The following is a 12,674-nucleotide window of genomic DNA, read 5'->3' on the forward strand; positions in this document are numbered from 1 at the left end:
GTCCTGTTCGGGGCGCATTCTAACAGAAAAAGAAAACGTTTGCGTAGGGATTTCCTTCCCGCGCGTAAATAAAAATGGCGCTGAAAAATATTCAACGCCATCACACTTTTTATCTCTTCGGGCACGACCAGAAGAGCCGCCGTCGACCTGATAAACGCTGTACCATCAGGCAAAACGCGTCTTAGTTCGGGCTATACCCCATCACCACGCCGCTTAACCCGGAAATCTGCTTGAGCTCGCCAAGCGATCCTTTCATCTTATCTTTCGACGCATCCGGCCCGACGAGAATGCGGGTTATTTTACCCTGTACCGGCGTTGAGGGGGAAGTATAAACCCGGAACCCGGCGGAACGAAGTTTGCCGACTATCTCGTTGACCTTATCGGCGTTTTTCAACGCGCCCAACTGTACGACATAGGCTTTACCGGTCGGCGCGGGTTTATCGTCGGCGAGCGGTTTCGGCGCCGGCGTGGAAACCGCGGCAACCGACTGTTGCGGTTTAGGCTGCGACTTCGGTTTGGGCGTCTCCACCGGTATCGGATCAAGCTCAATATTGTTAGACGCCATGCGCGACGGGTCCAGCGACGGCGCTGCCGCATCTCCTGCCTGCACCTCTTCAGCCGCCCCTTCCGGCGGCTGTGTCGGCAGCGCCTGCGTTGCGGCAGGCATCATATCCGGCTCATCACGGTCGCCAGGCTTCGGCACCAGAGGAATCGCAGCAAATTCATCCTGGTAATGCTTTTTCTGTCCGTCCAGCAGACCGGGAAGCACAATAACCCCCAGCGCGACTAACACAATCGTGCCGACTAAACGATTCTGAAACTTACTCGCCACCGATTCTCCCCGCGTCTATCACTTCCATAACATGTGCGACGGTGTGGAATGATCCGCACACCAGCACGGTATCTTCTGGCTGCGCCGCGTCGATGGCGGCCTGCCATGCCTGCGCGACGCTATCATAGACATTTCCTTTCCCCAGATGTTCCAGAAGTTGTTCCGCCGTCGCGCCGCGCGGCCCCTCTAATGGAGCACAGTACCAGTCGTCAACCACGCTTTTCAACCAGGCTAACGTTCCGGCGATATCTTTATCATGCAGCATACCAATCACCGCAAGCATACGCCCGCGTTTCGGCAACGTTTTCAGACGACCCGTCAGGTATTCCGCCGCGTGGGGATTATGGGCGACATCAAAGATAACACGCGGCGACTCGCTCACGATTTGAAAACGTCCCGGTAAGGTAGCCTGCGCAATACCGTCGCGAATCGCCTGCTCGTCAATGTTCAACCTGCTGGCGCGTAGCGCGGCCAGAGCGGTGGCGGCATTCGGCTGAGGAACCTGCGGCAACGGCAGTCCGGCAAGCGTGCCGTCGCCATCGGTAAACGCCCAGTGGGTCGCTGTCGCCTCATAACGCCAGTCAACGCCGCGACGCCGCAGTAGCGCGCCGGTCTCCTGCGCGACATCCGCGATAGTCGCCGGCATTTCCGGTTCGCCGACAACAGCGGGTTTTTCCGCACGAAAAATGCCGGCCTTCTCGCGGCCGATACTTTCGCGATCCGGCCCCAGCCAGTCAGTATGGTCAAGCGCGATACTGGTAATTACCGATACATCCGCATCCACAATGTTTGTGGCGTCCAGACGCCCACCCAGCCCGACTTCCAGAATCACCACGTCAAGGTTAGCCTGTTTAAATAACCACAACGCCGACAACGTGCCATATTCAAAATAGGTCAATGAAATATCGCCGCGCGCCGCTTCTATTTCCGCAAAGGACGTGGTATGCGCGGATTCCGCTAATTCCTCCCCCTGCACGCGCACGCGCTCGGTATAACGTACCAGATGGGGCGAGCTATAGACGCCTACACGGTATCCCGCCGCTATTAGCACCGACTCCAGTGTTTGACAGGTCGTACCTTTGCCGTTGGTTCCCGCAACGGTAAAAACAAACGGCGCAGGTTTGAGGATACCCAGACGCTCTGCCACCTGGCTTACGCGCTCAAGGCCTAAATCGATACTCTTGCTGTGCAGGTTTTCCAGATAAGAAAGCCACGAGGCCAGGGGCGACGCAGCTTGAGGTATAGATTTGTTTTTCATTGATTCCGCTGCTTCTTTACGGTGAAAAGCAAAAGGGCAGAGCCTGTGGCCCTGCCCTTTTCAGTTATCAGGCCTCAGACTCCTGACCCGGCGCCGGAGGCACCACCACGCCTTCACGCGGGGCATCCGGGTTCGGCGCGGGCAAATTCATCAGCTTCGCCAGAATGCTCGCCAGCTTCAGGCGCATTTCCGGGCGGCGGACGATCATATCGATAGCGCCTTTTTCGATCAGGAACTCACTGCGCTGGAATCCCGGCGGGAGTTTCTCACGGACGGTTTGTTCGATAACGCGCGGGCCGGCAAAGCCAATCAGGGCTTTTGGCTCGGCGATGTTGAGATCGCCCAGCATCGCAAAACTGGCGGAAACGCCGCCCATTGTCGGATCGGTCAACACCGAGATGTAGGGTAGACCACGTTCCTGCATTTTCGCCAACGCCGCCGAGGTTTTCGCCATCTGCATCAGAGACATCAACGCCTCTTGCATACGCGCGCCGCCGGAAGCTGAGAAACAGATTAACGGACAGTTGTCTTCCAGCGCTTGTTCAACGGCACGAACAAAGCGTGCGCCAACGACAGAACCCATTGATCCGCCCATGAAAGCGAATTCAAAGGCGGCGGCGACAACCGGCATACCGTGAAGCGTCCCTTTCATGACTACCAGCGCGTCTTTCTCGCCAGTTTCTTTCTGCGCGGACGCCAGTCTGTCTTTATATTTTTTGGAGTCGCGGAACTTGAGCACGTCTTTTGGCTCCAGCTCGCTACCCAATTCCACAAGGGAACCTTCATCTAACAGGCTATGCAGGCGATTGCGCGCCGACATGCGCATATGATGGTCACACTTAGGACAGACCTCAAGATTACGTTCCAGCTCAGCGCGGTATAAAACCTGACCGCAGCTATCACACTTGGTCCACACCCCTTCAGGAATGCTTGCCTTGCGGGTGGGAGTAATGTTGCTTTTAATTCGTTCAATCCAGCTCATTGGTGACCTTTCTGCCTGAACCTTAGTCAGCTTAATTATAAGGGGCGCATAATGCCATTTTTGCCCCCAACAGACCATGAATGTTGCACATTAAAACATAACAGCCCGAAACTTTGGATAAAAAAGTGGTCGAACTGTTGAGTTACTTTCTATTTTGCGGCACGCGATGCAGCGCGCTTATGCCGAATAATCTCAATGACGCCAGGTAATATAGATACCACGATAATCCCGACAATCAGTAGTTTAAGGTTATCCTGAATAAACGGTATCGTACCGAAGAAATAACCGGCATACGTAAAGAGCAGCACCCACAGCAACGCGCCGATGACGTTATAGGCGGCAAAATGCCGATAGGACATGTGTCCCATACCAGCCACAAACGGCGCAAAGGTTCTGATGATCGGCACAAAGCGAGCGAGAATGATCGTTTTACCGCCGTGTTTTTCATAAAACTGATGCGTTTTATCCAGGTAGCTGCGGCGGAAAATTTTCGAATCCGGATTACTGAACAGTTTTTCACCGAACAGTCGACCAATAGTATAATTCACCGCATCGCCGACAATCGCGGCGATCAGCATTAACGCCACCATGATATGCACATTAAGATCGTTGGTTTCCAGCGAAGCCAACGCCCCCGCGACAAACAGCAGCGAGTCGCCCGGCAGGAACGGCGTGACGACCAGGCCGGTTTCACAAAACAGAATCAAAAACAAAATGGCGTACACCCAGACGCCGTACTCTGCGACCAGTTCCGCCAGATGCACGTCGATGTGTAGGATAAAATCAATAATAAAGTAGATCAGGTCCATATTTGCCTTTGCCTTTCTACCCGAAACATTTCGGGTATGCGATTCGGATTAGTCCGCCAGAAATAGCGGGCCCATTGGCGGTTTTGGAAGGTCAAACCGGTCAGGGTAATCCACCGCAACCAAATAGAGCCCTTCCGCCTTCGCCGTTGCCGCCGCCAGCGTTCTGTCCTTCGCCGCTAGTAGCTCTGCGATCCAGCTCTCCGGCTGGTTGTGAGCGCCTACTTCCAGCAGGCTGCCGACAATATTCCTGACCATATGATGAACAAAGGCATTCGCTTTGATATCGACCACCACATAAGGGCCATGACGGGTAACGCTGATGTGCATCACATTACGCCACGGCGTGCGCGACTGACACTGCACCGCGCGAAACGAGGTAAAATCATTTTCGCCAATCAGACACTGCGCCGCGCGATGCATCCGCTCTGCATCCAGCGGCTTATAGTAATGCGTCACGCCTTTCGCCAGAACCGCAGGACGCAGTCGATGATTGTAGATGATATAGCGATAACGGCGAGCCGTAGCGCTAAAACGCGCGTGAAAATCATCCGCTACAGCTTTCACCCAGCGCACGGCAATGTCACCAGGCAAATTCGCATTTACCCCCAGCGTCCACGCCACATCTTTGCGTAATGCGGTCGTTTCGAAGTGGACAACCTGCCCGGTACCATGAACGCCTGCATCGGTACGCCCGGCGCAGAACACATTAATAGGCTCATTCGCCACCTGTGAGAGCGCCTTTTCCAGCTTTTCCTGCACGCTGCGCACTTCATTCTGACGCTGCCAGCCATAATATTTACTGCCGTCGTACTCAATACCCAGCGCAATTTTATAGACTGGCGATGATTGCTGTCCGGACATCAGTACAGATACTCCTGCACCAGCTTCTCCGCAGTTTTAACGGCCATCAGCGCGCCGCCGAAACGAATGTTGTCCGCCACCGACCAAAACTGAATTTGTTCCGGCATACCGTAATCATTATGCACGCAGCCAATAGAAAGTTGTGGGTTGCCGGAGGCGTCGCCCACCTGTGTCGGATAATCCGTTTCTTCTGACAGTACGATATCTTCGCCGCGGGAAAGCGCCTCGCGCGCTTCTTCCGCCGCAAGCGGGCGGAGCGCTTCAAAGCTCACCATCTGCGCATGACCATAGAACACCGGCGACTGGACGACACTCGCGGAGATCATTACGCCATCGTCCTGCAAAATTTTCCGCACTTCATCGACGATACGACGCTCCTGGCGCACGCTTCCTTCACGATCCGGCAGCAGCGGCAGCATATTGAACGCCAACTGGCGGCCAAAGAAATCATCTTCATCGATCGGTATGCCGTTAAGCAGCTTCGCACTCTGTCCGGCCAGCGCATCGACGGCTTTTTTCCCCTGCGCGGACGCTGACAACATACTGGTGACGGCGATGCGCGACAGTCCCCCCTGATCAATTAACGGCTTGAGCGCCGCCAGCAACTGGCTGGTCAGGCTATCGGCAACCGCAATCAAATTTCGGTTGCGGTAATCCGCCAGTACATACGGGTTTACTTCCGGCACGACCAGCGGCACATCAGGCTCCAGCGCGAACAGACCGCTGGAATCTATAACCAGACAACCTGCGTTGGTCGCGTCTTCGACCCAGGCAGCCGACGCCTCTGCGCCCGCAACGAAAAATGCCAGTTGCGCCTGCGTCCAGTCAAAGTCCGCCGCATCCTGAACAATCACCGACTTGCCACCAAAACGGAGGTGTTCGCCCGCGCTTTCATGACGCGCCAACGCATAAATTTCACCGACCGGGAACTGGCGTTCAGCCAGTGTTTCAAGCAGGGCTTCGCCTACGGCGCCCGTCGCGCCCAGAACGGCAATATTCCAGCCTTCAGACATGGTGGTTTACTCCAGAAAAGCGTGAGCTCCCCACTCAGGCAGGGAGCGATAAAAAAGAGATTAACGAGCCGGGTGATGGACTGCGTTAAAACCAAGCTTTTGCAATAAAGCGGCGGCGCTGGCGTCATCGCACATGACATACAGCGACGACCATTCGCGGCGCTCAAGGTAGTTTTTACGCAGCTTATCGAACTCGCCCGGTATTCCGGCGACCTTACGCAGCGGCGCATCATCGCGGCGCACATCATACACCAAATGCGCCAACCTTTTCAGCGTCGGTTGATCCAGCGGGCCGTGTAGCGTAATACGGCCAAACTCAGGCGCAGGAAGTAATGTCTCCAGCGCGACATGCTGCTCGCGACCGATAAACGCGCTATACGCCTCGAAGACCTGCGTGGTGCCGCGCGCTTTACCTTCCAGCGTATACCCGGCAATATGTGACGTGCCGATATCCACGGCGTCCAGTAGCGCGACGTTAAGATCCGGTTCGCCTTCCCACACATCAAGCACCACACTGATCGGCTGCCCGGCAGTGAGTCGCGCCAGCAGCGCGGCGTTATCCACCACCGGACCTCGGCAGGCGTTAATGAGAATGGCGCCGGGTTTCAGTCGGCGGATCAGCGTCTCATCGACCAGATGCAGCGTTTTGTACGGACCGTCTTTATAGAGCGGTGTATGGAAAGTCAGCACATCCGCCTCCTCCACCACCTCATCCATGGTACGAAAATCGCCCTCGTCCCCGCGCGCGGCGCGCGGCGGATCGCACAGCAGCGTGCGGATGCCCAACGCTTCAAGCCTTGTCTGTAGTCGACTTCCGACGTTACCCACGCCGACAATCCCTACGGTGCGATCGCGTAACGAAAAGCCGTCACGTTCGGCCAGCATCAGCAGCGCGGAAAACACATACTCCACCACCGCGATGGCATTACAGCCAGGCGCGGCTGAAAAACCGATGCCTTCCTGCTTCAGCCATGCCTCATCCACATGATCGGTGCCTGCCGTAGCAGTACCGACAAACTTAATCGGCGTACCGCTCAGCAATGATTCATTCACTTTCGTCACCGAACGCACCATCAACGCATCGGCATGATTCAATTCTTCGACGGGGATCGGGCGACCCGGCACCGTTTTTACCTCACCCAGGCGGCTAAATAATTCGCGGGCATAAGGCATATTTTCATCAACGAGAATTTTCACGACTGTCGTACCTGTTTGAGAACGAGAGTTAACCGGATAAGTGTGCCATAATCTGGCCGCCAGGCATATATTGCTCAGATTTATGGTTAAAGGATAATGAATTATGCATCCCATCTCCGGCGCCCCCGCTCAGCCTCCAGGCGAAGGGCAAAATCCTCTTTCCGCTGCGGGCGAGCAGCCGCTTTCCATGCAACAGCGTACTGTGCTGGAAAGGCTGATAACGCGCCTGATTTCCCTGTCTCAGCAGCAAAGCGCGGAGGTGTGGGCCGGAATGAAACACGATCTGGGGATAAAAAATGACGCGCCGCTACTGTCACGCCACTTCCCCGCTGCTGAACAGAATCTCACCCAGCGTCTGGGCGTAGCACAGCAAAATCACGCCAATCGTCAGGTGCTTTCACAGCTAACGGAGCTGCTTGGCGTAGGGAACAATCGTCAGGCCGTCAGCGATTTTATCCGTCAGCAATACGGGCAAACCGCACTTAGCCAGCTTACGCCCGATCAACTCAAAAACGTGCTGACGCTCCTGCAACAAGGGCAGCTTTCCATTCCGCAGCCGCAGCAACGTCCGGCTACGGACCGGCCATTATTGCCTGCTGAGCATAATACGTTGAATCAGTTGGTGACGAAGCTGGCGGCTGCGACTGGCGAGTCAAGCAAACTTATCTGGCAATCGATGCTGGAACTCTCCGGCGTGAAAAGCGGCGAGCTGATTCCGGCAAAACAGTTTACCCATCTGGTAACATGGCTACAGGCCCGGCAGACGCTGTCGCTACAACACGCGCCAACGTTGCATACGCTTCAGGCAGCGTTAAAACAACCGCTGGAGCCGGACGAGCTCACGGCGATCAAAGAGTATGCGCAGCACACGTATCAGATTCAACCTCAAACGGTGCTGACAACGGCCCAAGTGCAGGATTTACTTAACCATATTTTCCTGCGTCGCGTAGAGCGGGAGGCTGATGAGCTGGAACCGCTCTCCATTCAACCAGTCTACCGCCCGTTCGCGCCGATGATTGAAACCGTGAAGAATCTGTCAGCGCGACCAGGCCTGCTGTTTATCGCGCTGATGATTGTACTGGCGCTTTTCTGGCTGGTTTCTTAGCCGCGCCGGAACGATAAAATCGTCACCAGAATGCCAACCACCGCGGATAGCGCTCCCGCCAGGAATACGGAAGAATAGCCGCATGAAGTGGCCAGCACGCCCGCCAGCGGACCGGTAACGCCGTAGGAGATATCCTGAAACGCGGCATAGCCGCCAAGCGCCGTACCGCGTACCTGGGAAGGTACGCGTTTCACAACTTCCACGCCCAGCGCCGGGAAAATTAATGAACACCCAGCCCCGGTGAGCGCCGCGCCGACCAGCGCTATCCAGGCCATCGGCGCCAGCCATAAAAGCAGCAGTCCTGCCGTCTCAACCAGTAAAGAGACAATCGCCACTTTGACGCCGCCAAAGCGGTCCGGCATCCACCCGAACAGCACGCGCATTAGTACAAACGCGCCGCCGAAGGCTGTCAACGTAAAGCCCGCCATAGCCCAACCGTTACTGGCGAAGTAGAGTGAAATAAAGGTGCCGATAACGGCAAACCCCACCCCCTGTAGCGCCAGGCCAAGCCCAGGTTTCCAGATAAGCCCGACGACGCTCCACAGCGACGGGCGTTCGCCCGCATGAGCAGGCACTTTGCGCACCGTGCCATTAAAAGCCCACGCCAGCAGCGGCAGCGCCATGGTCGTTACCGCCAGAGCGGCGAAACCGAAATGGCTGTGAATCAATAATCCTAGCGGCGCCCCGGCAGCCAGCGCGCCGTAAATGGCCATTCCGTTCCATGACATCACTTTCCCGGAACGCGCCGGTCCCACCAGCCCCATCCCCCAGGTTAATGTGCCAGTCAGTAACTGACTCTCGCCGAAACCGAGAATTAAGCGCCCGACAATAAGCAATGCGAATTTTACCGAGGCAGAAACCGGCAACAGCGCGGCCAGCAGCCAGGCCGCGCCCGCCAGCCCACAGGCAAGCATCCCCTGTAGCGCCGATCGTTTAGCGCCATATTGATCCGCCAGCCTCCCGGCATAGCCGCGCGTCAATACCGTCGCAAAAAACTGAATGCCCACGGCGATACCGACCATTGTGTTGCTATAGCCCAGTTCGTGACGGACAAAAAGGGGAATGACAGGTAACGGTAGGCCGACCGTCATATAGGTCAGAAAAACCGCAAAAGCGATGCGAAACAGTAAAAAATTCGCAGGCGGGGTATGTGTTTTTTGGCTTACGGCTGTCATGCATTACTCCAGAATGCAGAGTAAGGCGGGGAAATGCCACCCCCCTCTACCTGAACATCAGGATTAAGGTGCGTTGGATAACGTTAAACGCTTACGCATTATCAGAAGGATAATGTAGAGCGTGAAGTCTGCCTGTGAGACGTGAAACTTGTCAACCTTGAAATTGCAGCCGGGGTATCAACGTGGCGGCTTACCGTCAAACAGAAAGGGAAAGACGGCTTTCATTCCTTTGACCCTAAACAGCCCGGTCACCTGCTTGCGCTGTTCTGGCGTCAATAATCTGAACATCATCTCCCAGATATCTTTAGGCTCCGCTTCCTGTACGGAAATGTGATCCGACACAGGTTCTTCCCCACCTTCGTCCAGATAACGATGAACGTAGAGAGGGAAGACAGAAATATGGAACTCCTCGGCCTTTGATTTAAGACGCTTACGCCTGACACCCTCTTTCCCTTCGCTGTACTTATATAAACGTTCGCGAACCGCAGGCTCGCTTCCCGGAAACCCCGGTAAGCCAAGACATTCCTTAACCGTGAACCATTCCTTTGCCATCGGTTTCTTTCCTTTCCTCTGATGAAATAAAAATATTTCTTCTTTTGCGCGAAATTCCGCTTTCTTTCTGGCAATATTCTTAGGGTGAAAAAGAAAGTAACTTTCTTTTTCTCACGCTAATTTTTACCTTAAAAATATCGGCGCCGATAACACATCTTCTTAGGATTACAGAATGGAACCAAAAAGCCAAGACTGGCATCGTGCAGATATTAAAAGCGCACTGGAAAAAAGAGGTATTACGCTCAGAGATCTTTCTCGTCAGGCCGGTTTATCCCCTGATTCACTGCGCAATGTTTTTACCCGCTCCTGGCCGAGAGCCGAACGGATTATTGCGGACGCGCTTGGCATCACGCCGCAGGAGATCTGGCCGTCGCGCTATGGCGATATGCAAATAAAAAATGATGCCGATACCGCAGAATAATAGTTAATGTTGAATAAATTGGCCCTAACTTATCATTCTCAACAATTAATGAATATTTAAACTTATTATATTGGAAATAGTAATAGCACTATCTGTCATGCTTCCCGAATCAAATACTGTTAAAGCATTACGTCATTGCTATTACGTATTTTATTAACAGGAATCATTATGAGTTGGGATAAAAGAATGGCGGTCAATTATGCCAAAACGCATGCAGGTTCTCATTCTCAAGGCCGGTGTGCGGAATTCACCCGAAAGGCAATTCAGGCGGGCGGTATCACGCTGGGGCATACTTATCATGCGAAAGATTATGGCCCAATGTTAAGAAGCGCCGGATTCACCGCTATTGGTACCTATGAAATGCCGCGCGAGGGTGACGTCATCATTATTCAACCTTACGCTGGCGGAAACCCGAGCGGTCACATGGCGATATACGATGGTGCAGAGTGGTATTCAGATTTTAAACAACGCGATATGTGGGCCGGCCCGGGCTACCGGGCAGCCAGGCCCTCATATACCATCTACAGGAAGAATTAATGAAAACGTTCTCCCTTGTCGCGCTTATCCTGTTGCTTTGTAGTTGCTCTGCGCCTCATCACGACAGTACGCAGGCCGTGAAGCAGTTCTATACTTCATGGATGACGACGTTCACGAACGATGTGAATACCCCTGACGACACCACCGCCTTAATGCAACGTTACGTTGCTAAAGAGGTTATTCATCGCCTGGCGCTAATACAGTCCCTTTATGAGCAGGCGATTGTGGGGGCAGATTATTTTATGTATGCGCAGGACTATGCGCCAGAGTGGATTCCACAGTTACGGGTTGGGAAGGCACACCCTTTCCTCGGCGGAGAAAAAGTGGATGTTCTGTTGGGTACAGAGTCAACGCCCATCCATTTGGAAGTTTATACCCGTTGGGAAGAGGGACGCTGGAAAATTTACCGCGTTCGGGATGCTGACAAGGGTTATGAACAGCCGATTTATGACGCAGGCGCCATCACCCAGGCTGAGGCATGGTCAGCGAAAATCGCAACAGAATATGAGAAGTATTAAAAAGGGAGCCGACAGGCTCCCTCGAAGATTGGTCAGGTATTTATGCCGCTATCCGGCAATATCTCTTGCCTGATGGCGTTGTGCTTATCAGGCCTACAGACTACGCATTACTCACGAACGTAGGCCGGATAAGGCGCTTACGCCGCCATCCGGCGATATACAAACTTTACCCTTTCAGCTTACGCATAACCAGCGTGGCGTTAGTGCCGCCAAAACCGAAGCTGTTAGACATTACGGTAGTCAGCCCACGCTCGGTCGTTTCTGTCACAATATTCAAACCCGCGGCCTGTTCGTCCATCTGTTCAATGTTGATACTCGGCGCGATAAAACCGTGCTCCAGCATCAGCAGAGAGTAGATGGCTTCCTGCACGCCCGCTGCGCCCAGCGAGTGGCCAGTCATCGCTTTAGTCGCTGAGATAGCCGGGCTCTTATCGCCAAAGACTTCGCGAATCGCGCCCAGTTCTTTCACATCGCCTACCGGCGTGGACGTACCGTGGGAGTTCAGGTAATCGATCGGCGTGTCAACGCCATGCATTGCCATTTGCATACAACGAACAGCGCCTTCGCCTGACGGGGCAACCATATCGGCACCGTCAGAGGTCGCGCCATAGCCGACGATTTCCGCATAGATATGCGCGCCGCGCGCCAGAGCATGTTCCAGTTCTTCGACAACCACCATACCGCCGCCGCCCGCGATGACAAACCCATCACGGTGCGCATCATAAGTACGGGACGCTTTTTCAGGCGTATCGTTATATTTCGTGGACAGTGCGCCCATCGCGTCAAACTCACAGGCCATTTCCCAGCACAGCTCTTCGCCGCCGCCAGCAAAAACGATGTCCTGTTTGCCCAATTGGATTTGCTCAACCGCATTGCCGATACAGTGTGCGGAGGTCGCGCAAGCGGAGCTAATGGAGTAGTTCACACCAAAAATTTTAAACGGCGTAGCGAGGCAAGCGGAAACACCGGATGCCATTGCTTTCGTAACCACATACGGTCCTACGGCTTTCAGACCACGCGGGCTACGCATGGCATCCGCGCCAAAGACCTGAAATTTTGGGGAGCCGCCGCCGGAGCCTGCAATCAAGCCGACTCGCGGGTTATTCTGATAGACTTCCGGCGCCAGACCGGCGTCGGCAACTGCCTGCTCCATAGACAGATAAGCATAGATGGATGCGTCGCTCATGAAGCGCACTACTTTGCGGTCAATGAGGCCAGTGGTATCCAGTTTTACGTTGCCCCATACCTGGCTACGCATGCCGGCGTCCTTCAGCTCCTGAGAGAAAGTGATCCCTGAACGTCCTTCACGCAGAGATGCCAGGACTTCCTGCTGGTTATTACCGATGCTGGAAACGATGCCCAGGCCAGTAATCACTGCACGTTTCATTCAATACCTCTGTAATTCGCACTATTT

Annotated in this window: 14 protein-coding genes; 4 read left to right on the plus strand and 10 right to left on the minus strand. The window is 54.4% G+C overall.

Annotated elements, in window-relative coordinates:
* Positions 1-181: 181 nt before the first annotated feature.
* The 7 genes from dedD to pdxB form a co-directional block, all read right to left on the minus strand.
* The gene (gene dedD / locus F4V61_RS07705) at positions 182-832 is read right to left on the minus strand and encodes a cell division protein DedD (RefSeq protein ID WP_038395114.1); all 651 of its coding nucleotides are present in this window, start codon (positions 830-832) and stop codon (positions 182-184) included.
* Positions 822-2,090, minus strand: a complete 1,269-nt coding sequence (folC, locus tag F4V61_RS07710; RefSeq protein ID WP_079829348.1) for a bifunctional tetrahydrofolate synthase/dihydrofolate synthase — start codon at positions 2,088-2,090, stop codon at positions 822-824. Before folC ends, dedD begins: the two co-directional genes overlap by 11 nt.
* A gap of 67 nt (positions 2,091-2,157) precedes the next feature.
* Complete coding sequence (accD, locus tag F4V61_RS07715; protein ID WP_000118381.1) at positions 2,158-3,072, minus strand: acetyl-CoA carboxylase, carboxyltransferase subunit beta; 915 nt, start codon at positions 3,070-3,072, stop codon at positions 2,158-2,160.
* A 149-nt stretch (positions 3,073-3,221) separates the two neighbouring features.
* Complete coding sequence (locus tag F4V61_RS07720) at positions 3,222-3,881, minus strand: DedA family protein (RefSeq protein WP_000364311.1); 660 nt, start codon at positions 3,879-3,881, stop codon at positions 3,222-3,224.
* A gap of 48 nt (positions 3,882-3,929) precedes the next feature.
* Positions 3,930-4,742, minus strand: coding sequence for a tRNA pseudouridine(38-40) synthase TruA (truA, locus tag F4V61_RS07725; protein WP_000016632.1), 813 nt, complete (start codon positions 4,740-4,742; stop codon positions 3,930-3,932).
* The gene (locus F4V61_RS07730) at positions 4,742-5,755 is read right to left on the minus strand and encodes an aspartate-semialdehyde dehydrogenase (protein ID WP_001289150.1); all 1,014 of its coding nucleotides are present in this window, start codon (positions 5,753-5,755) and stop codon (positions 4,742-4,744) included. Before F4V61_RS07730 ends, truA begins: the two co-directional genes overlap by 1 nt.
* A 60-nt stretch (positions 5,756-5,815) precedes the next feature.
* The gene (gene pdxB / locus F4V61_RS07735) at positions 5,816-6,952 is read right to left on the minus strand and encodes a 4-phosphoerythronate dehydrogenase PdxB (RefSeq protein WP_000699185.1); all 1,137 of its coding nucleotides are present in this window, start codon (positions 6,950-6,952) and stop codon (positions 5,816-5,818) included.
* A gap of 103 nt (positions 6,953-7,055) precedes the next feature.
* Between pdxB and flk the strand changes: the two genes are divergently transcribed.
* Positions 7,056-8,057 carry a flagella biosynthesis regulator Flk gene (gene flk / locus F4V61_RS07740; RefSeq protein WP_038395107.1) on the plus strand — a complete coding sequence of 334 codons (1,002 nt, stop codon included), beginning with the start codon at positions 7,056-7,058 and terminating at the stop codon, positions 8,055-8,057.
* Here flk and F4V61_RS07745 read toward each other — a convergent pair.
* Together F4V61_RS07745 and F4V61_RS07750 are read right to left on the minus strand one after the other, a co-directional pair.
* Complete coding sequence (locus tag F4V61_RS07745; protein WP_079798710.1) at positions 8,054-9,232, minus strand: MFS transporter; 1,179 nt, start codon at positions 9,230-9,232, stop codon at positions 8,054-8,056. The genes flk and F4V61_RS07745 overlap by 4 nt on opposite strands.
* Positions 9,233-9,409: 177 nt before the next feature.
* The gene (locus tag F4V61_RS07750; protein WP_001051262.1) at positions 9,410-9,784 is read right to left on the minus strand and encodes a hypothetical protein; all 375 of its coding nucleotides are present in this window, start codon (positions 9,782-9,784) and stop codon (positions 9,410-9,412) included.
* 172 nt (positions 9,785-9,956) lie between these two features.
* On the opposite strand from F4V61_RS07750, the gene F4V61_RS07755 reads away from it, so the two are divergent.
* The 3 genes from F4V61_RS07755 to F4V61_RS07765 all read left to right on the plus strand — a co-directional run bounded on the left by F4V61_RS07755 (position 9,957) and on the right by F4V61_RS07765 (position 11,260).
* Positions 9,957-10,205: a helix-turn-helix domain-containing protein gene (locus tag F4V61_RS07755; RefSeq protein WP_000433428.1), complete on the plus strand. Its 249-nt coding sequence runs from the start codon at positions 9,957-9,959 to the stop codon at positions 10,203-10,205.
* Between the two features lie 168 nt (positions 10,206-10,373).
* Positions 10,374-10,742, plus strand: a complete 369-nt coding sequence (locus tag F4V61_RS07760; protein ID WP_000118253.1) for an NlpC/P60 family protein — start codon at positions 10,374-10,376, stop codon at positions 10,740-10,742.
* Positions 10,742-11,260: a YbjP/YqhG family protein gene (locus tag F4V61_RS07765; protein ID WP_000847537.1), complete on the plus strand. Its 519-nt coding sequence runs from the start codon at positions 10,742-10,744 to the stop codon at positions 11,258-11,260. Before F4V61_RS07760 ends, F4V61_RS07765 begins: the two co-directional genes overlap by 1 nt.
* A 166-nt stretch (positions 11,261-11,426) precedes the next feature.
* Here F4V61_RS07765 and fabB read toward each other — a convergent pair whose 3' ends face one another.
* Positions 11,427-12,647 (minus strand): beta-ketoacyl-ACP synthase I, encoded by a 1,221-nt coding sequence (fabB, locus tag F4V61_RS07770; RefSeq protein WP_000817156.1) that lies wholly within the window; start codon positions 12,645-12,647, stop codon positions 11,427-11,429.
* Positions 12,648-12,674: the final 27 nt, after the last annotated feature.

The organism is Salmonella enterica subsp. arizonae, assembly GCF_008692845.1.
Taxonomy (GTDB): Bacteria; Pseudomonadota; Gammaproteobacteria; order Enterobacterales; family Enterobacteriaceae; genus Salmonella; species Salmonella arizonae.